This window comes from Halanaerobium sp. DL-01 (assembly GCF_003338615.1).
GTDB lineage: Bacteria > Bacillota > Halanaerobiia > Halanaerobiales > Halanaerobiaceae > QPJE01.
In genome coordinates this window covers 1-21,480 of record NZ_QPJN01000002.1, presented here as the reverse complement: position 1 = coordinate 21,480, position 21,480 = coordinate 1, and the positions used below count along the sequence as shown (strand labels likewise).

The following is a 21,480-nucleotide window of genomic DNA, read 5'->3' as shown; positions in this document are numbered from 1 at the left end:
TTGCAGGCAGTAATACTGGCATCTTATGACGGCTGGCATGTAAAGGAGATTTCTAGAGCACTTAAAAAGAAAAATATTGAAGCAAGGAGGATCCCTATTTCAAAACTGGGAGCAGGAATCGGGACTGATTTTGATGTAAAAAGTGAAGATTTTGTTCTGGACAGTGCCGATTATATTTTTGTTAGGGTTATACCTAATGGGAGTTTAGAACAGATTATACTCAGAATGGATATACTTAATAGGATGGCAGCTAGAGAGAAAAAGATTATTAACAATCCTTCTGTGATTGAAAAAACAGTTGATAAATATTATACACAGTTTTTACTTGCAGATGAAGGAATTCCAACCCCAGAAACATTTGTCAGTGAAGATTTTACTGAGGCAATGGAGTTTTACTACAGATGGCAGGATATCATTTTAAAACCATTATTCGGTTCTTTAGGTAAGGGGATAGTAAGAATAACAGACGAGGATACTGCCTATAGAGTATTTAGGGCCTGGGAGATGAACAATTATGTTTTTTATCTGCAGAAATATATTCCTCATAAAAAAAGTGATATCAGGGTTTTTGTCTGTAATGGACAGCTGATTGCTGCTTCCGAAAGGTGTGGCAGCAGCTGGAAAACTAATGTTGCTAGAGGTGCCAGCAGTAAAAAAATAGATCTGCCAGGTCATATTGTAGATATGGCTGTACATGCAGCCGATATATTAAAACTAAAATATGCAGGAATTGATATTGTTCTTGAAGAAGGAGATTATAAGAGGCCTTATTTAATTGAAGTAAACAGTATCCCTGGCTGGCATGGTCTGCAGCAGGTAACAGATTTTAATATAGCAGACAAAATTATTGATATGCTTGTCTAAATTTATAATAAAATTTTTTTGGAAAGGGAAATAATGGATTTAGAAAGGGAAATAATGGATTTAGAAAGGAGAATAATGGATTTAAAAGATAGCAAAATTTCTCATGCTTTTGAGATTGCCTGCCTGATAGAAGTTTCTTCACCAAAACCAGGAAATATTTATCCAGGCAGATCTTTTTCTGATCTTCACTACAGGGATTTTCTTATTAGTGCTGCTGCGGCATCTGATGCCTTTAACTGTTCTGATCTCAAAAACCCAGGTCGGGGAATTCTGAAAGCTGTAGAAAACACCCATCTTTATGTAGACAGCAATACAAATCTGGGTATAATACTTCTCTGTGTTCCAGTTGCTGCAGCATTCTGTCAGCTTGGAGAAAATAATAAACTGGATAATATAAAAAAAAATGATATTATTTTACTGTTGAAAGAAGAAATCAAATCAGTACTGAACAGTCTGACAAAAGCAGATGCAGAGGCGGCCTATCAGGCGATTAATCTTTCCAGAGCCGGCAATCTGTCTAAAGTAAAAGAAGCAGATATAAGAGAAGAAGTGAATATAACTCTGCTGGAGGCAATGAGGCTGGCCGAAAAAAGAGATAAAATAGCAGCTGAATATGCAGGCGGATTTGCATTAACTCTGGACTTTACTTATCCCCGATTAAAAAACAATTTACTCTACTTTGATGATATAGAATCTGCTGTAGTGCAGACCTATCTTGAAGTGCTCAGCAGATACAGAGATAGTTTAATATTTCGCAAGCACGGCAGCAAAACAGCAGACTTAGTTTCACAAAAAGCTCTAAAAATAATTGACCGGGGTGGACTTAAAACTAAAACTGGCCAAAAAATGACAGAAGAATTTGATGGTTTTTTAAGGAGCAGAGAAGAAAAAGTTAATCCTGGAACAACAGCTGATCTTATTACAGCTGCACTTTTTTTGAGCATTTTAATTGGAGGACCTAAATTTGTAAAAAGCTGGACCAGATAATTAGAACTGGAGTGATAATTGAGGAGGCTGATAATTATGGAAGATTTTAAACGTGATGTGCAAAAAGAAAAACCCCGTTTTGTCGTAGGACTTAACAGAGTGGGAGTAACTAATATCCAAAAAATAATTAGAATAAAAAATAAAGATAGTGATAATCTCTTTTATTCCACCTTTGATATTTATGTAGATTTGCTGCCTGAGCAGAAAGGTGCCCATATGTCGCGTTTTGATGAAACAATTACTCAAATAATAGATGAGACTATAAGAAAAAAATCGATGGTTATAGAAGATTTTGCAACTTATATGGCTGAAATGGCCAGAGAAAGACAGCATGCAAATAAGGCCGAAGTCAGAATAAAGGCAAAATATCCGGTTGATGAAACAGCACCTGTATCAGGTAAAAAAACGCAGAAAATCAATACAATTATTGGCTGGGCGGTCAGCAGTAAAGAAGGGAGCAGGCACCTTGTTGGTGTGGAAACAAATGGGATGACAGTCTGCCCCTGTGCACAGCAGATGATAAAAGAGTTTGCAGAAAAAAAATTAAAAGAAGAAGGTTTTACCAGTAAAGAACTGGAAAAAGTTTTTAAATATCTTCCCCTACCCTCACACAATCAGCGGGGACAAGGTACACTAATGATTGGTACAGACAGAAGTATTGATGCCGAAAAACTTGTCAAAATAGTAGAAAATTCGATGAGCAGCAGGGTGCTGGATCTCTTAAAAAGGGTTGATGAGCTGGAAATAGTAAAAAACGCTCACCTTAAGCCGAGATTTGTAGAAGATGTGGTCAGAGAGATGGTTTCAGGAACTATCAGCAAATTTAAATGGCTTGATGATGAAGACTATCTGCTGGCAAAACAGATAAATTATGAGGGAATACACAGCTATGAAGTTTGTGCGGAAAGAAGAGGAAAAATTGGAGAAATTAGAAATGAACTAAAACAGAGAAATGATGAATTTCGTAAAAACAATCATTATATTATCTGTCAGAATACTGCTCCAGAAGAGTGGCTTGAAGAATGTGGGGGATGTTAAATTGAAGCTTTTAATAAGTGTTAAAGATTACAGAGAAGCGCTAAAAATAAAAGACAGCAGATTTAATATACTTGATATTAAAAATCCTGCGGAAGGTTCACTCGGTGCTAATTTTCCTCAGCAAATAAATAAAATTCGCCGCCTGTACAGTGGTTTTCCGATCAGTGCAGCTGGTGGAGATATGCCGAATCTGCCTGGCCTTGCTTCTCTTGTCTCATATGGACTTGCAAACTGCAGGGTTGATTATATAAAAATAGGTTTATATGGTCCCAAAGAGACGGAAGAAGCCGTTTATCTGCTGCAGAATGTAAAGTCTGCTGTTAGAGAATCAGGATACAGCCCTAATATTATAGCTGTCAGCTATGCTGATTATGCAGAAAACAATACATTAAATCCGCTGTTCCTGCCTGAGATAGCTGCCAAAGCAGATATTGATGGGGTTATGATAGATACCCTTAATAAAAGTGGAAAAAATCTATTTGATTTTATGGAAGTGGATGAGTTAAAAAAATTTGTCAGCTCTTCTGCAGAGTCTGGTTTACTAAATGCACTGGCCGGCTCTTTAAAAGCAGAAGATATCGATTTATTGATGGAGATAGGTGCTGATATAATTGGATTTAGAGGTGCGGTGTGCAGGAAAAATAACAGGCTGAGTGAAATAAGCCCGGAAAAAATTGACAGCCTCTACAAATTGATTAATAGAAAGAGCAGAGATAATGTGCGGACTTAAAGTAATAGGCTGGGATATTGGTGGAGCAAATATTAAGGCAACCAGAATTGTTTATACATCAGAATCTAAGTTAGGCTGTGTAAGAGAAATTAAATCACTATCTCGATATTTTCCCATGTGGAATAAAAGTTTATCTCCTGTCAAAATGATCAGAGAAATAGCAGATCAGCTGGGTGATGCTGACTATTTTGCTGTGGTAATGACTGCAGAGCTGGCGGACAGATTTTTTAGCAAAAGAGAGGGAATAGAATATGTAATATCACTTTTTGTGGATAATTTTCCGCAGAAAAAGTTATATTTTTTTAATCATTCTGCTGAATTAAAAAAAGCAGGTGAAATTACAGATATAAGCAAACTTGCAGCCGCCAACTGGGCTGTGTCGGCAAAGTTTTTGAGTTATTTTGTAGAAAATTTTGTTCTTTTTGATCTGGGGAGTACTACTACTGATCTTGTGCCTGTCATGAGGAGGAGGCTGGCCCTGGAAGCCAGAACAGATACAGAAAGATTATATATGGGAGAATTAATATATCTGGGACTTTTACGCACCAGTCTGGCTGATATTGTAGATAAGATTCCCTATAGAGGGAAATTTATTCCTGTAATGAGGGAATATTTTGCTTCTACAGCCGATGTTCATCTTCTGACAGATATTATCAGCAGTGAGGAATATCTTATTCCATCTGCAGATGGAAGACCCGGAGACAAAAAATCGGCCAGGAACAGAATTGCAAAATTGATCGGAAGTGATATGGATATTTCTGCTGCTGAAGAGATAGATCTGGCAGCAGAATATATTTTAAATAGAGAACTTTATCTTATTAAAGAAAATATTTATCAGATATATTCTCAGATTGATCCAAAATTCAATATACCCTTGCTTTTAAATAGAGGCGCAGAAAAATTATATCCCTATCTAAATGATCTCAAAGCTGACAGTAAAAAGATTTGCAAAGAAGTTCCATTTATAAAAAACAATATTTTGACCACATCAGCAGCAGCTTTTATACTGGCAGATAATATTATTAGCGGCTAGTAGATAATTCTAGAATTTTAATAATAATTTAAAACAGTACTTTAAAAAGCAGGTGAAACAGTGAAAAAAACAAACAATATTAAAGTAATAAAAATAGGGGGCAGCTTTTTTTCATCTGATATCTTTAACAGTCTAAAAAAAATTTTAAAAGATATTTCAGCACTTGATATAAAAGGATTAGTATTTACTGCAGGTGGTGGAAAATCTGCTGATTTGATAAGAGAATTTGACAGAAAATATGATTTAAATGACAGTAGTGCTCATTTTGCTGCCATATCAGCTGTGGAAATAAATGCATATATGTTGAGCAGTTTTTTAAATGATTATACATTTTTAAATGCTGCTGATGGCGATTTTAATAAAACAGGAGACGGAGAATTTAATAAAAGCAAAATAGAGAAAAATAAAATAAGTATATTTTTGCCGTCAGCTTACTATAGAAAATATGATCCACTTCCACACAGCTGGGACGTAAGTTCAGACAGTATTGCTCTTGAGCTGGCAGACAGAGCATGTGCAGAAGAACTGATATTATTAAAAGCAAGAGATCCACTTTTTCTTAAAGAAGCCGGGATTAGAGGAAATGACAGCAAAACTAAAAAAATATATTATCAGGCTGCAGAATCACTCAGAGAAGAGGGATTAATAGATAATTATTTTCCTACTTTATTTTATAAAACTAACATAAAAACCACTATTATCAATGGAAGTTACAGTGAACGGACAGTCGAATATTTAAAGGGTGAAAATCCAATTTTAACAAGAATTACTTGAATTCATTAAAACAATCTCTAAATTTAATTCAACTCCTGTACTGGACAGGAATTTAATTTGTTAGATATGCTGTGCTGAAGAAATACTTAATCTGTTCAATATACTGGATGAGTGAATGTTAAATATGCTGAGGAGGGCTGTTTTTGGATATATATGAGAGGATTTATTCTTCACTAATGGGTACGGCTGTTGGTGATGCGCTGGGAATGCCTTTTGAAATGATGTCCGGAAAAGAAATTAAGTTAATTCATAAGCAGATTAATGATTTTTATGATATTCCTGAAAAAAATTTTCTGAAAAGAGATTTATCCAGAGCTCAGGTTACAGATGATACTTTTTTGACTTTTCATCTGGCCGATTACCTGCTTAAAAATAATGGGAAAATGGATAAAGATGATTATATTTTAGATTTTGCCAGATACATAAAGACCAACAAACTTATAGAAAGATCACTTATAGGACCCAGTACTAGTAATATAGTTAAAAAGCTTTTAAAGGGAGAAAAACTTTTGCTGTCTGACAGAACAGGTACAACATCCGGACTTGTAATGAAAATTTCACCTGTAGGTCTGATTTTTCCGCCTGCTAAAAAGAGTCTTATGCTGCAGATAATAGAACAGACAGCCTACTATTCTCATTATACAGATACAGCCATTACTGCAGCATGTGGAGCAGCAGCTGCAGTATCAGAAGCGGCAGCAGGCAGCTGTCTGGATAAAATTATATCAGAATCTATTGATATGATGGAAAAAGGAGAAAAATTGGGAATAAAAACATACCAGCCTTCTGTTTCTGCACGCACAAAACATATTTTAAAATTCAGCAGGTCTGCTTTTTCTAGAGAAGAAGTGCTCATTTTTATTTCTGAAGTTATTGGTACAGGAATCAGTGCTGCTGATGTTTTTCCTGCCGCTCTGGTAATATTCAAATTATATGCTGATGATGGTTATCAGGCTTTAAAAAAAGCAGCTTCTATTGGTGGAGATACAGATACAATTGCTTCAATAACCGGTTCAATTTTGGGAGCTTATAAGGGATATTTGTCTTTTCCCAAAAAATGGGAAAAAGATATTTTGCAGATAAATAATTTGGAAATACAAAAAACTGCAGAAAAAATTACAGTTTTAAGGAGTGATTTTAGTGGATAATAAAAAAATAATCAAAACAAATAGAGGAGAGCTTGATTACAGCAGAAAAACACTTATTATGGGTATTTTAAATATAACTCCTGATTCTTTTTCTGATGGTGGAAAATATAATGAAATTGATAGAGCAGTTCAGCGGGCAGTCGAAATGGAAAAACAGGGTGCAGATATTATTGACATGGGGGCAGAGTCTACAAGACCTGGATCAGACAGGGTTTCTCTAGAGGAAGAAAAAAAGCGGCTGCTGCCAGTTTTGAAAGAAGTACTGGCAGCAGTATCTGTACCAATTTCTATAGATACTTATAAGAGTGGAACAGCAGCAGCGGCACTTGAGATGGGAGCTTCGATAATAAACGATATAAGTGGGATGAGATTTGACAGGAAAATGCCAGAAACCGCAGCATATTATGATGCTCCGGTTGTCTTAATGCATATTCAGGGTAAACCGAAAACGATGCAGGAAAATCCTGAATATAGAAACCTTATTTTTGAAATAAAGAAATATCTCTGGACCAGCATAGAAGCTGTCAGAAAAGCAGGTGTCAGGGATGAAAAAATAATTATTGACCCAGGAATTGGATTTGGGAAAAAACAGCAGCACAATCTTCAGATTTTAAACAGGCTTAAAAGCTTTGAGGAGCTGAATTACCCAATTTTGATAGGTACATCCCGCAAATCTTTAATTAAATATGTGACTAAAGACGAAAAATTTGGCAGGATTTTTGGTACGGCTGCTTCTGTGACCACTGCTGTGCTCAATGGGGCCAGCATTGTCCGGGTTCATGATGTAGAAGAAATAAAACGGGCTACAGCTATGGCAGATGCGGTAAAATGGGAGGGAAATAATGAACAGTAAAGATGAAATATCATTAAATGAGATGATTTTTTATGGATATCATGGAGCACTTAAAGAAGAGGAAAAAATGGGCCAGCGTTTTACAGTCAATTTTACAGGTTATCTGAATCTTGAAGCTGCAGCTAGAGAAGATAATCTTGAAAAATCAGTTCATTATGGTGATATCTTTAGAATGATTAAAGAAGTAGTAGAAAATGAGCGTTTTGATCTTATAGAAGCACTTGGATTGAGGATTATAGAAAAACTATTTTCGGAATTTAATAGACTGGATTCAGTTAAGATAGAAATAAAAAAACCATCAGCACCTATTGAAGGTATACTTAAAGATGCCTCTATAGTATTAAAAAGACAGAGATCAAATTTTGAAAAATAATAATTTTTAATATATTAATAAGATATGGTAAAAACGCTAATGACTGGAATATTAACAATAAAATTGATGATGATAAAATAATCAGCTATAAAATTATTAATGATGGACGTTAAAGTTGATCGGCAGGATAATAGGAAGAGTAATATGTTTTGGAGTAGAAAAAGGAAGTGATAATTTGAAAACAATATATTTGGGTTTGGGATCAAATATTGATCCGCGCAAATCCTATTTAAAAAAAGCTGTTTTAGAGATAAACAGGCTGCCGCAAACAAAAGTAACTAAAAAATCTTCTATTTATGAAACAAAAGCAGTTGGTTATAAAGACCAGGACGACTTTTTAAATGCAGTAATTAAATTAGAAAGCAGGCTTTCTCCAGAAAATTTGCTCAAAAAGCTGCTGAAAATAGAAAAAAAGCTGGGAAGAATAAGGACAAAAAAATGGGGTCCGAGAACAATAGATATAGATATTCTTCTCTATGGGGATAAAAAATATAAAAGTGAAAATCTTAAAATACCTCATTCACGAATGACAGAAAGAGCATTTGTGCTTATACCTCTGGCTGAAATTGCAGATCCTAAAAATTTAATAATTGATAAATTGTCTTTAGAATATTATATAAAAAATCTTGATTATGATAGTGGAGATATTTCAAAATACTGCAAATTTACAGATTAATTTACTATATCCTGCAGCAATTTGGAACACCAGCACATCCTGTGTGTCGAAATCATGAGGCAGGAGGATTCTTTGATTAAGGAATTCTATTTCCTACCATAGTTGGAGTTTTAGATGAATCTAAAAATTTAATTTATGACGAAATCTATTTTTTTATAATTTTAAAAATTAAATTGCGTAATTTTCGTAAATATTTTGACAATTATTATCTATCAAGATATAATGTGAATAAATAAACAAATTAATCAATAGATTATTTGTTTAAAAGTTCACATTTTAGGAGATACTTTAACAGAGAAGGAGGAATAATTTTTATGTCTAGGAATAATTTATTCACACCGATTAGTATTGGAAATGTAAAAATTAAAAACCGGACAGCTATGGCACCTATGGGGGCATTTGGTCTTGTTGATTCTGAAGGATGTTTTACTCAAAGAGGAATTGATTATTATGTCGAAAGGGCTAAGGGCGATGTTGGGTTAATAATAACAAGTCTTACTAAAGTAGAAAATGAACTTGATAAAATTAAAACCGGACTTATCCCATGTATTTCACAAAACCCTGCAAAATTTGGGATGACTTCGGCAGAATTAGTTGAAAGATGTAATTCATACGGGACAAAAGTATTTTTGCAATTATCACTGGGATTTGGAAGAAGTGGGGCTCCTGCAATTTTAGATGCACCACCTGTTTCAGCTTCAGCTATTCCTAACTATTGGGATCCTGAAACAACCTGTAGAGAATTGACTACAGAAGAAGTTGAAACATTAGTTGAAAAAACAGGTGAAGCTGCTGCCATTGCTAAACATGCAGGTTATGATGGAGTAGAAATTCATGCTATGCATGAAGGGTATTTGCTTGATCAATTTACTCTGTCGATTTTTAATAGAAGAACAGATAAATACGGTGGAGATTTAAGAGGAAGATTAAGACTGCCGATTGAAATAGTTCAGGAAATCAAGAAAAAAGCTGGTCAGGATTTTCCGGTAGTATTACGATATAGTATAAAAAGCTGTATTAAAGACTGGAGGCAGGGTGGTCTTCCAGGTGAAGATTACCAGGAAAAAGGACGTACTGTTGAAGAAGGGTTGAAAGCTGCTAAAATATTACAGGAAGCAGGATATGATGCTTTTGATGCTGATGCAGGGACATATGATGCTTGGTATTGGGCCCATCCACCACTATATCAAAGTGACGGATGTTACCTAGAATTTAGTGAACAATTAAAAGAAGTAGTAAATGTACCTGTTATTGTTGCTGGTAAAATGGGTAATCCTGAAGTAGCTGGAAAAGCTCTTGATAATGATCAGGCAGATATTATAGGTCTTGGAAGACCATTATTGACTGATCCTGAATGGCCGAAAAAAGTAATGAATAATGATGAAGAAAGTATACGTCCCTGTATTGGATGTCATGTAGGGTGTTTGGGAAGAGGATTTGACGGCAAACCCCTTTGCTGTGCGGTAAATCCAGCTGTTGGCAGAGAAAGATATTATAAGATAGAACCTACTACTTCACCTAAGAAAATAATGATTATTGGTGGTGGAGTAGCAGGAATGGAGGCAGCCAGAATAGCTCATTTGCGCGGACACAATGTAACTCTTTATGAAAAAAGTGAAGAACTAGGAGGAAATATTATACCAGGAGCCATTCCTGATTTTAAATATGAAGACAAAAGGCTGTTAGAATGGTATAAACATGAAATAAACAAACTTGATATTGATGTTGTATTAAACAGTGAAGTTACTGAAGAGTTAATAAATGAGGAAGATCCAGAAGCTATAATTGTTGCCACAGGTTCTGAAGTAGCAAAACTAGATGTACCTGGTATAGAAAAAGAACATGTGTTAACTGCTGTAGAATTATTAAATGATGTGGAAAAAGCAGGTCAGAATGTTGTTATGATTGGTGGTGGACTGGTAGGCTGTGAAACTGCTCTATATCTTGCTCGAAAAGGAAAAAATGTAACTGTAGTAGAAATGATGGATGATATTCTAAGCAAGGGAAAACCTGTGCCGCATATGAATAGAGAAATGTTAATTGATTTAATGAATTATTATAATATAGAAGTCATGACCAATAATTGTTTATTAGAAGTTACTGATGAAGGAGCTGTACTAATAAACAATCACTATAATAAAACATCTATCAAAGCTGATACAATTGGAATTGCAAGTGGATTTAATTCTGAGCAGGATTTATATGAAAAACTATATGCTGCCAGATCAGATGTTTATATGGTTGGAGATGCCCAGGAGCCATCAAATATTATGGATGCTATTTGGAGTGCAAATGAAGTGGCATTAAATATATAAAAATATTAACAAGAAAATAATTTATATTCCTTTTTATTAATTAAGGAGAAAGGAAATAGCTATTCCCCAACTTTTTGCAACGAACACAGCATAAGTTCTGTATAGGCTGCTGGTTATTCTCCAGCAGCCTTTTTTTGTGTTTTCCTGACATAAATATTTTCAAATCACTGAAAATCCGATTTGGGGAGTTAATAATGCCAACCGCTCGCTGAAGAAATAACATCAATTTTTATATAAGCATATTATGAAATTCGCTTATATAAAAAGTTAGGAGTTTTCCCAAAATTTATTTTCAAGCTGCAAAAAGGGGGCTTTAGTCATCAACGAAATTTTTAGATTTATCTAAAACTCAATTCGGGTGTGAAATAGGGCACACTAATCAATGAGTCTTCCTGACTCATGATTAGCTCACTCCATCCTGCAGTTCAACCCTATTTCTTCCTTCATTTCGTTAAGATTCATTGACTAAAAATTTCAATATTCCTGCATCTCCCTTTTTTGCAGCAGTATATAAAAAATGGGGAAAGTCCAGATAAAAAGTATATTGACCTTTAGAAGATATGTCGGCAGGAAGTCTGTTCATCAGGACAGAATTTATTATTGATCTGCCCAGTGGAATTTTTTGATTTAAGCCTATAATTGAACTGGTGATTCTTGGATTAATTTCAAGCAGATAATATTTTCCCTCACTATAGATAAAATCGATGCCAAAATAGCCCGTAAGAGAGGGGAAAGCTTTTTTAACCTCTGCTGTCATTTTTTTTAGCTGTTCCTGGTAGGGAAAGGGATAATCTATAATACCTCCCAGATATTTATAATTTTTCTGATCAATAATCTGCTTATTTATGCTTAAAATTTCAAACTTATTTTCAGCTGTTAAAACAGAAATACTGCCCGGAATTCCAGTTATTACCTGCTGCAGCAGGTAATTTTTCTGTCTATCGAGATTGTCCAGATCTTGCTTCTTATTTATAAATTCCAGTTCAGAACCTGCACTGTGGACAGCTTTGGCCAGAGCAGGAAAAGTCAGATTGTTAATCTTAAAACCGTTTTTTGTTTTTAAGCTATTTATCAAAAAAGTGGGAGGCTGCCTGACTGCTCTGTTTTTAAGAGAATTATAAACTGTCCATTTATTTCCTGCCGTAGAAACAGTATCAGAGCTGGATCCGAGATTAATTATACCTTTATTTTCCAGCAGTCTGCTGAGTTTGTACAGTATATTATCGGATTCTGGAGCAGTAAGCAGAAAAAAATCGTATTCATCAGAAATATTCTTGTCTAAATACGAAAAATAATCCACGTCCTTTTTTATATCAGCTTTTTTAAATCTTATATTTTCATCTTTATATCTTTCCGGAAAAAAGTGAAAAAAATCGCTGTTTATATAAGTTGTTATTTCTGCACCTTCAATATCTGCAAAAGAGTGGAGGAGGGTATTCAGCATTTTTATTCCCTCACTGTAAAAAGATATTTTTTGGTTTAAAAGTCCGCCTCTGCTGATGAAGTATTCCAAAATTAATATTTTCATCAATTTACCTCCAAATTTTTATATTTATTCTATAAAACAGTTTTTTTCAAGAAAGTTGAAGCAATTTAGCTCACTTTTACCCAGGCACACAATTTTGCGTCAATAATATCTACAATTTTAAATAAAGCCAGTCCGAGCAGGCTGAGGGCCAGAATACCGCTGAACATAGCAGTATAATTGACAGTAGACCAGCTGTTCATAATAAAATATCCTATTCCATATGTAGTGGCAAAATTTTCGGCAAAAAAGAGGACAGCAATACTGGTACCGACGCTGATTCTCAGTGAGGTCAGTATTTCCGGAAGTACAGCAGGGATAATAAGGTGTCTATATATCTGCTTTTTATTCATTCCCAGTGACCGGACAGAATAAAAAAGTTCTTTTCCCAGACCTTTAACTGCATCTCTGGTTGTAACAATAATTTGAAAGATGATAATCAACGTAATAAGAACTACTTTCGGCAAATCTCCAAGCCCCATCAGTATCATCAGCACAGGTAGAAAGGCAACTTTTGGAATGGGATATAAAATATAAATTACCGGACTTAATACTTCATCCACTTTTTTGTTCATGCCCAGGGCCAGACCAATTGAAACACCGAGCAGAAGAGAGATAGATACAGCTGTTGTGATGCGGATTAGACTTCTTATTAAATGGATAAATATTACTTCAGGGAACAGTTCGATAAAGTTGAGCAGAACTCGGTGTGGTGCTGGAATAACAGGTGAATCAATAAGATAATAAAAGCCATACCAGAAAAGAAAAATCATAAAAGTTCCGTAAGCAGTATTCAGATTTTCTATCAATCTGTAAATTGAATTTTTATCATTATTTTTATTCTTACTATATAATATTTTTTTCTCTTTTTTTTCTTCTTTATTATTCATGAAATTCATTCCTTTTCCAGACTTTTTCTTACTTCCAGACATATTTTATAAAAATCCATCTTATAGCGCAGAGATTCATCTCCAAAATAGGGATTATCCAGAATATCTTTTATCCCAGAATCTTTCATAACTACAATTTTCTGTCCTAAAAATACAGCTTCAGCAATATTGTGGGTAACAATGACCAGTGTAAGTTGATTTTCCTTGTACAGCTTTAATATCAGGTTCTGCAGTTTTTCTTTACTAATTTCGTCAAGTGAAGAAGAAGGCTCATCCATCAAAAGCAGATCAGAACTTAAGGCTAGTGACCTCCCGATAGCAACCCGCTGTTTCTGTCCACCGCTCAACTGTGCGGGATATTTTTGTTCAAGTCCTTCTATATCAAGTTTGTTTAATATTTTATTTACTTTTGTTTCAATAACTTTTGGATCTTCACCTCTAACTTTAAGACCAAGGGCAATATTTTCCTGAACTATTTTCCAGGGCAGAAGACCGTAATTTTGAAGAATAAGTCCGGTCTGTTTGCGAATGCCATTCTGCTTTTCACCAAATATCTCAATACTGCCGCTCTCTTTTTCAAGCAGACCTGCCAGAGCATAAATAAGGGTGGTTTTTCCACAGCCAGAAGGACCTATCACAGCACAGGTGCTGTTTTTTTCTATGGTGAGATTAATATTTTGCAGAGCAAAAAGTTTTTTCTCTTTATCAGTGTAGCTGACTGAGAGATTATTAATCTTAATCACTATTTATTAAACTTCCTTTCAACCATATCTTCATATTTTACATCAATAATTTCATTTTGAACCTTCTCCACCCAGTCAATAATTTCTGACATATATTCCTGGCTCGGCACACGAGAATAATGGTATTCAGGCATCTCTATCATACCTTCTATTTTTGGATTAAGCTCAAGCCTTGCAATCAATACTTTTCTTGCCCAAGCATCATCTTTTTTAATATCTTCTACCGCTTTATTGTAAGCTCTGTGGAACAGTTCAATTTCTTTTTCTTTGTTTTTTAAAGCTGTTTCTGTAAAAATCATTGCTTCAGGCATAAATTCATCTTTATTTTCGTAAAACCTTTTTTTGAGGCCCCTCAGTTCTCCCATTGAAGCCATCGGTTCCGGAATAATTGCCATATCCAGCTGACCTGCAGCGATCATTTCCAGTCTGGCTGGAATAGCTGGAATATATATTTTTTTCAGCTCATACTTATCAGCCAAAAATTTTTCAGAAAGAAAATTGGATACACTTACCTTCATCATACCTATTTCAATTTTATCTTTTTCTTTAAAATCTTTTTTTACAAGAAAGGGAAAACTTCCATCAGTACTGGTAGTTATCTTTATACCAAAACCATTGTTAACATTATTAATAAAGGCGATTAGATCTGTTATAGCACCATCCAGAGCACCACTCTGCAGGGCGGTCTGACGGTTATTTGCATTTCTGTAGATCTGCATATCAACATCTAAACCCAGCTCTGCAAAATACCCCTTTTCTTCAGCTAAAAAAATCGGGGCAGAATCAACAGCAGGCATAAGTCCTATCTTTAGAGAAAGGTCTTCAGCCTCAGCATAGTTTATAGTTGAGCAGCCGATAGTTAAAACTGCAGTTGTTAGTATAAGTAGAGTAATTGTTTTTTTCATTTTATCATCCTTCCATAATATTTAAAATGTGATAAATTTAACTTTGTAATATATTATATAACTTTTAAGCACATTTTACAATTTACAAAATTAATAGGAGTTTCCCCAAAATTTATTTTCAAGCTGCAAAAAGGGGGCTTTAGTCATCAACGAAATTTTATCTGACAACAGCTAAACTATTTATTATTGGCAGTTTTTTGTTTTGAATGGATAAAAAATATTGCTGGCTGCCCTTAAAATATGTAACTTTCGGCTTTTTCTTTTTTATGATAAAATAATTAGTAGTTATAGAAGTTAGACACTAGAAAACCTGACGTACTTGCCCAGTGGAGTGTCAATGTATATCATGATTGCAGTGCGAAAAAAGTCGATTTTTAATATCATGCCAATTTGAGAAGCTTGTTAAGATAGGGATTATATAAGTCAAAAATTATCATTTAATACTTTTTACAGTGAAAGCATATCAGATAAGATAATTAAGTAAATAGAGGTAAAAGATAGATATACAAGGGGGACTCTATGCAGAAATTAGCAGAAAAATATATTTTTGACAGACTCAGCAGGAAAAAGTGCAGTACGGGAGAGAATAGTATAGAAAAACATAGTAGAGAAGAGGACAGCAGGTGGAAGCTTCAAATAATTAAATTAATTTTTATTACAGCAGCAGTGCTGATTATATCTTTCAGCCTGTCAGCTTCTGCTGTTCTTGACACTTCTGTAAAAAATTATCTCTTAAAAGCACCTTCTTTTAGTAAAGGACTGCTGGAAGGAGAAAGCATTAACTACCGGGATAAAATACTATCCTTTTATGAAGATAATGAATATCAATTGATCTGGTTTAGTAATAATATGATAGATAATAATGCATATGACCTTATTGCAGAGGTAAAAAGGAGCCGGGAAGAAGGACTGAACCCAGCTGATTATCATGCTGATTCGCTGACAGCTCTGCTGAAAAAATATAATAGTAAAGAGCCTGAGAAATTTGATGATCTTTATCTGCTGGATATACTGCTTACTGATGCATATTTTACTCTTGCCGGTGACTATCTTTTGGGAAAGATAGATCCGGAAACATTGGAATTTGAAACTCAATTTTATATAGAAAAAAACAATATGGATTTTATGAGCTATTTAAATATGGCTTTAAAAAATAAAAATATAGAGGGCTCTCTCCAGACTCTGCTGCCGGGATTTGAGCAGTACAGTGATTTAAGAGAAAAGCTTAAGGAATTTTGCAGAAAAAAAAGTGTTTCCGAGTGGTCTTATATACCACCTGGAGAACTGCTTGCAGTTGGAGCTTCAGGCAGGAGGGTTGAACTGCTGCGCCAGAATCTGCTTGCACACGGCTACAGTATAGGTGGAGATGCTTCTGACGATTATTTTGATAAAAATTTAGAAAAAGCTCTTATGGAGTTTCAGTCTGATTATGGATTGACCACAGATGGGATTTTGGGCAATAATACTGTTAGAGAGCTTAATATAAACCTTGACGACAGAATAAATCAGATTACAGTAAATTTGGAGAGACTGCGCTGGCTGCCTGACAGCCTTGGTAAAAATTATATTTATGTCAATATTGCTGATTTCAGCCTTGATGTTGTGGAAAACAGCAAAAAGGTTATGGAGATGAAGGTTATAGTCGGGAATGATCAGAGGAGCACACCTGTTTTCAGTGACAGGATTAGATATGTTGTGCTGAATCCTTACTGGACTGTTCCCAAAACAATAGCTGTCGAGGACAAACTTCCTCTGATAAAAAAAGATATATCATATCTAGCGGAAAATAACTACCGACTTTTTAAATACAGAGAAGGCTCACTGGTAGAGGTTGATCCGGCAGATATTGAATGGAAAAATATAGATAAAGATAATTTTAATTTTATTATAAGACAGGATCCCGGTGATAACAATGCACTGGGGAGGGTAAAATTTCTTTTTCCCAACAAATTTAGTGTTTATCTTCATGACACACCCAACAGAGGGCTGTTTGATCACAGTGAGAGGAGCTTCAGTTCAGGCTGTATTCGTATCGAGAAGCCGCTGGAGCTGGCCCAATATTTGCTGAGAGATAATCCGGAGTGGACTAAAGAAAAGATAGACAAAGAGCTGCAGAAAAATAAAGAAAAATATATAACTTTAAGCAGTCCCTTTACCATTCACCTTCAGTATTCTACAGCCTGGGTTGGAGAAGAAGGGAAAATAAATTTTAGAAAAGATATCTATGGAAGAGATGCAAAATTAAAGGAATCATTTTTTAAAAAAGAGCGATTAAACTAAGACATAAGGAGACCACTTTGATGAAAATAAGAAAAACAGCAGTATTAATATTAATAACATCAGCATTTTTAATCACTACAGCAGCTCCACTGCAGGCTTTTTCTCTTCAAAAAGCAGATTTTGCAGTAAATTATAAAAATCATAGAATACCTTTTAAAGAATTCAGCCTTTTTGTTATACCTGGAGAAACTATAGAACTTACAGCAGCAGAAGAATTCCAAAATAGCAGTTATGAGCTGCTCTATGATTCAGGTCAGCTGATCAAAAAAGGAAAATACAGCTTCAGGTGGAAGGCACCAGAAGAGGTAGGACTCTATGAACTGGAGCTGAGAAGAAGCAGTGCTTCTAACAACTGTAAGATAAACTTTAAAGTTTTTGTCCTTTATCCCTATCAGAATGAAAAGGGAAGTTTTATTAATAATTATCGGATAGGTAATTATCCATCGATTCCACAAAAAATGAGGCAGTATTATCAAACGCCAAGCGGTTTTGTCGAGATCATGCCATCTATACTGGATGTAAAAGTAAGCCCACATTTTAAATTGGGACAGTTTATCTGCAGTCAGAAAGGTGATTACCCTAAATATCTTGTTTTAAAAGAAGATATACTGATTAAGCTGGAATATTTTTTAATAGAAATAAATCAGAAAGGTATCAAAGCAGATACCTTTAACATAATGAGTGGATACAGGACACCCTTTTACAACAGCTCACTGGGTAACTCTGAGCACAGCCGTCATATTTTTGGAGATGCAGTCGATATTTTTATAGATCAAAATCAGAATGGAGTTATGGATGATTTAAATGGTGATGGAAGAATTGATATTAGAGATGCAGATGTTCTGTACAGTATTTTTATTTCCCTAGAAAATAAAGAATTTTACAGACCACTTATTGGAGGAATTGCAAAATACAGGGCAAACGGAATCCGCGGCCCATTTATTCATTTAGACAGTAGAGGCTTTAAAGCAAGGTGGTAATTACATCTGACGTTTTCCTAATATTGTTTGATTAAAATTAAATTACAGAGCAGCTGAGTAGAGCGGAGAAAATCAATTTGTTTTATTTAATTTAAAGGAGGCAAAAAAGTGTTAGTAGGAGATGTTTTAAATAAAGTTGCAGCAGAAAAAGGTGATAAGACAGCGGCTTTTTTTGCTAATGATACGATAAGTTATAAAGAACTAAATATCAGATCAAACAAACTGGCCCATGGGCTGATAGATCTGGGTATAGAGCCAGAAAATATGGTTAGTATAATGCTGCCCAACAGTCTGGAATTTTTGACAGCCTATTTTGGTGTTATAAAATCTGGAGCCACAATGGTTCCAATAAATATAATGTTTAAAGTTCCTGCAGTCGAATATATTCTTAATAATTCTGAAGCTAAAGCAGTAATAACAAGCAGAGGCTTTTTGCCCCTGCTGAAAAAATGTGAGCTTGATTATCTGGAGAATATTATACTGGTTGATGAAAAGGAAGAGGAAACAATCCATATTGATGAATTTGCTGATAAATCAGATAAGCTGCCGGAATTGCAAAATGTAGATGAACAGTCAGTGGCAGCCTGTCTTTATACTTCTGGAACTACTGGTGATCCTAAAGGTGCAATGCTGACACACCATAATTTAATTTATGATACAGAGGCTACGATAGAACATCTGCATGTAGATGATACCGGCAGATATATATGTGTTTTGCCTATGTTCCACGCTTTTGCAGAAACTGTGTGTATGCTGATGCCTATATTTTTAGGGGCAGATATAGTTATTGCCGAAAAGTTTCTCCCCGAAAAGGTGCTGCGTACAATTCAGGAGAAAAATGTAACATTTTTTACTGGTGTCCCCACCATGTATACAGCTTTATTAAATGTAAAAAACAGAGATCAGTATAATCTCTCACATCTAAAGTTATGTCTTTCTGGTGGAGCAGCCATGCCTCAGCAGATTATGAAAGAGTTTGAAGAGACATTTAATGTAACAATAATTGAAGGTAATGGACCAACAGAAACTTCACCTGTTGCCTACGCCAATCCACCAAAAGGTATCAGAAAACCCACTTCTGTTGGACTGCCTATTCCTGGAACAGCAGTAAAGATAGTAGATAAAGATGATAATGAACTGCCCAGAGGAGAAATTGGAGAAATAGCTGTTAAGGGTGATAATGTTATGAAGGGATATTTTAAAAATCCTGAAGCAACTAAAAAAGCATTGAGAGGTGGCTGGTTCCACACTGGAGATCTCGGGAAAATGGATGAAGACGGCTATATCTATATAGTTGACAGGAAAAAAGATATGATTAATGTTGGGGGTATGAACGTGTATCCGCGTGAAATAGAAGAACAGCTCTACAAACATCCTAAAATACTGGAAGCAGCAGTTGTAGCAGCAAAGGATGAGCTCAGAGGTGAAATACCAAAAGCTGTGATTGTGCTGAAAGAAGGAGAAACTGCTACTGAAAGAGAAATAAGAACATACTGTATGGAGTATTTTGCAAATTATAAAATACCCAAATTGGTGGACTTTGTGGATGAACTGCCCAAAGGAACTACTGGAAAGATTGACAAAAAAGTGCTTAGAGATTTATAACTAGCTGACTGCAGACCGGGCAGTATTTTATTAGTGCTGCCTTAAAAAACTGGAGGGATTACTTGTGACAGCTGATTACAAAAAAATGAGAGAAGAAATGGTAAAAAAACAGCTTGTTCCAAGGGGAATTAATGATAAAAATGTACTTGATGCGATGAGAACTGTACCCCGCGAAAAATTTGTGCTGGGAAAATACAAAAATAGGGCTTATGCAGATAGTGCACTTCCGATTGATTTCGGGCAGACAATTAGCCAGCCCTATATTGCTGCAGCCATGATTCAGTTAATTAAACCCAAAAAGGAAGATAAAATACTGGAAATCGGTACAGGTTCCGGATATGCAGCTGCAGTTCTGGCCCAGATAGCTGCTGAAGTCTATACTGTAGAAAGAATAGCTGAACTTGCTAAAAAAGCAGAAAAAAGATTTAAAGATCTCGAATACAGCAATATTATGGTTAAAACTGCTGATGGGACTCTGGGCTGGGAAAAATACAGTCCTTTTGACAAAATTTTAGTTTCTGCGGCAGCTCCATCAGTACCGGAAAAGTTGAAAAAACAGCTTGCTGATGGAGGTTTAATGGTTGTTCCTGTTGGCGAAAAAGGTGGTATACAGCAGCTGATGTTGATAGAAAGAAAGTCGGCAGAGAAGTTCAGCTGCAGGGAACTTGATTATGTAAGATTTGTGCCTTTGATTGGAGAAAATGGATACTAATGAATTATTATATATTGAAGCAGCAGTTCTGCCAGATTTAAATCTCTGATTGAAAAAATGTATACAGCTGCAGAAACTTTATTTAGCAATAATTTTTTGGTATAGTATATATAATTACTATAATTAATTTAAGAAGATAGGAGTGGAGGAATATTGTCAGCAACTTATACATCATTTTCTGTTTATCTGATTTTTTTAATGGGAATTGGAGTTTATTTTTATAATAAAACAGCCAGTCTTGAGGATTATCTTATTGGAGGAAGAGCTATGGGAAGCTGGGTAACAGCCCTTTCAGCTCAGGCAAGTGATATGAGTGGATGGCTTCTTATGGGGCTCCCCGGTGCAGTATATTTAGGTGGATTAAGCCAGTCCTGGATAGCAATTGGTCTTTTTATCGGCACATTTTTGAACTGGAAATATGTTGCCAGCCGCCTGCGTGTATATACAGAAGTGACAGATTCTATGACACTCCCATCTTTTTTCGAGGACCGCTTTCGTGATAGAAGTTATAGTCTGCTAGCAAACCTCGTGGGCTTGCCCCGAGAAAATAGCAGACGGTTTTGAATTTCAATTATTATGTTTAGCTAATAATAATTTTGCAAAAAGGAGAACGTTTGTTTGCATAAGCTTCCTATTTAGGGTATAATATTAATAGGGAGATGAAAGCATGGTTAGTAAGAAAATTTTAAGAAAAAAAGGATATAAATTCAGATTATATCCTAATAAAGAACAGAAAATATTAATAAACAAATCAGTTGGTTGTGCAAGGTATATATATAATCATTTTCTTGCAAAAGCTAAAGAAAATGATTATAAAACATATACTGAATATTCTAAGCAACTAACGCAATTAAAAAAAGAATTGCAGTGGTTAAAAGAACCAGACAAGTTTGCTTTACAAAATGCTCTTAAAGATTTAGATAAAGCTTTTAATAATTTTTTTAGTGGCAAATATGATTTTCCCCAGTTTAAATCTAAAAAGGATACTCAAAATTCTTATCGTAGTAATAAGTTTATTAGAAAAAATGGGACTACTAATATTGAAATTA

At 35.0% G+C, this 21,480-nt stretch carries 20 protein-coding genes and 1 pseudogene; 17 read left to right on the top strand and 4 right to left on the bottom strand.

Annotated features, from left to right (window positions below; all coding sequences use genetic code 11):
- The 11 genes from DER71_RS01200 (at position 1) to DER71_RS01150 (ending at position 10,791) form a co-directional block, all read left to right on the top strand.
- Positions 1 to 864 (top strand): RimK family alpha-L-glutamate ligase, encoded by an 864-nt coding sequence (locus tag DER71_RS01200; RefSeq protein WP_114457712.1) that lies wholly within the window; start codon positions 1 to 3, stop codon positions 862 to 864.
- A gap of 33 nt (positions 865 to 897) precedes the next feature.
- Entirely contained in the window at positions 898 to 1,851 is a 954-nt protein-coding gene (locus tag DER71_RS01195; protein WP_114474203.1) for a triphosphoribosyl-dephospho-CoA synthase, read from the top strand.
- A gap of 36 nt (positions 1,852 to 1,887) precedes the next feature.
- Positions 1,888 to 2,889, top strand: coding sequence for a GTP cyclohydrolase MptA (gene mptA, locus DER71_RS01190; protein ID WP_114457710.1), 1,002 nt, complete (start codon positions 1,888 to 1,890; stop codon positions 2,887 to 2,889).
- 1 nt (position 2,890) lies between these two features.
- Complete coding sequence (locus tag DER71_RS01185) at positions 2,891 to 3,619, top strand: (5-formylfuran-3-yl)methyl phosphate synthase (protein WP_114457709.1); 729 nt, start codon at positions 2,891 to 2,893, stop codon at positions 3,617 to 3,619.
- A complete protein-coding gene (locus DER71_RS01180; protein WP_114457708.1) occupies positions 3,606 to 4,652 on the top strand; it encodes a hydantoinase/oxoprolinase family protein in 1,047 nt (348 codons plus the stop codon). Before DER71_RS01185 ends, DER71_RS01180 begins: the two co-directional genes overlap by 14 nt.
- Positions 4,653 to 4,712: 60 nt before the next feature.
- Complete coding sequence (locus DER71_RS01175; protein ID WP_114474202.1) at positions 4,713 to 5,426, top strand: hypothetical protein; 714 nt, start codon at positions 4,713 to 4,715, stop codon at positions 5,424 to 5,426.
- Positions 5,427 to 5,569: 143 nt separating this feature from the next.
- Entirely contained in the window at positions 5,570 to 6,574 is a 1,005-nt protein-coding gene (locus DER71_RS01170) for an ADP-ribosylglycohydrolase family protein (protein WP_114457706.1), read from the top strand.
- Positions 6,567 to 7,427 (top strand): dihydropteroate synthase, encoded by an 861-nt coding sequence (gene folP / locus DER71_RS01165; protein WP_233487355.1) that lies wholly within the window; start codon positions 6,567 to 6,569, stop codon positions 7,425 to 7,427. The genes DER71_RS01170 and folP overlap by 8 nt, the downstream gene beginning before the upstream one ends.
- Positions 7,417 to 7,800 carry a dihydroneopterin aldolase gene (gene folB, locus DER71_RS01160; protein WP_114457705.1) on the top strand — a complete coding sequence of 128 codons (384 nt, stop codon included), beginning with the start codon at positions 7,417 to 7,419 and terminating at the stop codon, positions 7,798 to 7,800. The genes folP and folB overlap by 11 nt, the downstream gene beginning before the upstream one ends.
- A gap of 115 nt (positions 7,801 to 7,915) precedes the next feature.
- On the top strand, positions 7,916 to 8,476 hold the full coding sequence (folK, locus tag DER71_RS01155; protein ID WP_233487354.1) for a 2-amino-4-hydroxy-6-hydroxymethyldihydropteridine diphosphokinase: 561 nt from the start codon (positions 7,916 to 7,918) through the stop codon (positions 8,474 to 8,476).
- 314 nt (positions 8,477 to 8,790) lie between these two features.
- The gene (locus tag DER71_RS01150) at positions 8,791 to 10,791 is read left to right on the top strand and encodes an FAD-dependent oxidoreductase (protein ID WP_114457704.1); all 2,001 of its coding nucleotides are present in this window, start codon (positions 8,791 to 8,793) and stop codon (positions 10,789 to 10,791) included.
- A gap of 451 nt (positions 10,792 to 11,242) precedes the next feature.
- Here DER71_RS01150 and DER71_RS01145 read toward each other — a convergent pair whose 3' ends face one another.
- The 4 genes from DER71_RS01145 to DER71_RS01130 form a co-directional block, all read right to left on the bottom strand.
- Positions 11,243 to 12,319 carry an ATP-grasp domain-containing protein gene (locus DER71_RS01145; RefSeq protein WP_114457703.1) on the bottom strand — a complete coding sequence of 359 codons (1,077 nt, stop codon included), beginning with the start codon at positions 12,317 to 12,319 and terminating at the stop codon, positions 11,243 to 11,245.
- Positions 12,320 to 12,384: 65 nt separating this feature from the next.
- A complete protein-coding gene (locus tag DER71_RS01140) occupies positions 12,385 to 13,206 on the bottom strand; it encodes an ABC transporter permease (protein WP_233486982.1) in 822 nt (273 codons plus the stop codon).
- A gap of 5 nt (positions 13,207 to 13,211) precedes the next feature.
- Positions 13,212 to 13,949, bottom strand: a complete 738-nt coding sequence (locus DER71_RS01135; protein ID WP_114457702.1) for an ABC transporter ATP-binding protein — start codon at positions 13,947 to 13,949, stop codon at positions 13,212 to 13,214.
- Positions 13,949 to 14,854, bottom strand: coding sequence for an ABC transporter substrate-binding protein (locus DER71_RS01130; RefSeq protein ID WP_114474201.1), 906 nt, complete (start codon positions 14,852 to 14,854; stop codon positions 13,949 to 13,951). Before DER71_RS01130 ends, DER71_RS01135 begins: the two co-directional genes overlap by 1 nt.
- A 519-nt stretch (positions 14,855 to 15,373) precedes the next feature.
- On the opposite strand from DER71_RS01130, the gene DER71_RS01125 reads away from it, so the two are divergent.
- The 6 genes and pseudogenes from DER71_RS01125 to DER71_RS01100 all read left to right on the top strand — a co-directional run.
- Positions 15,374 to 17,134 (top strand): murein L,D-transpeptidase, encoded by a 1,761-nt coding sequence (locus tag DER71_RS01125; RefSeq protein WP_114457700.1) that lies wholly within the window; start codon positions 15,374 to 15,376, stop codon positions 17,132 to 17,134.
- A 20-nt stretch (positions 17,135 to 17,154) separates the two neighbouring features.
- Complete coding sequence (locus DER71_RS01120) at positions 17,155 to 18,114, top strand: D-Ala-D-Ala carboxypeptidase family metallohydrolase (protein WP_114457699.1); 960 nt, start codon at positions 17,155 to 17,157, stop codon at positions 18,112 to 18,114.
- Positions 18,115 to 18,222: 108 nt separating this feature from the next.
- Entirely contained in the window at positions 18,223 to 19,719 is a 1,497-nt protein-coding gene (locus tag DER71_RS01115) for a long-chain fatty acid--CoA ligase (protein ID WP_114457698.1), read from the top strand.
- 64 nt (positions 19,720 to 19,783) lie between these two features.
- Positions 19,784 to 20,431 (top strand): protein-L-isoaspartate(D-aspartate) O-methyltransferase, encoded by a 648-nt coding sequence (locus DER71_RS01110; protein ID WP_199505551.1) that lies wholly within the window; start codon positions 19,784 to 19,786, stop codon positions 20,429 to 20,431.
- Positions 20,432 to 20,629: 198 nt separating this feature from the next.
- Positions 20,630 to 20,959, top strand: a pseudogene (locus DER71_RS01105) (sodium:proline symporter); the annotation flags it as partial.
- A gap of 139 nt (positions 20,960 to 21,098) precedes the next feature.
- Positions 21,099 to 21,480: helix-turn-helix domain-containing protein (locus DER71_RS01100; protein WP_147267746.1), on the top strand; the 382-nt coding region annotated here is incomplete at its 3' end.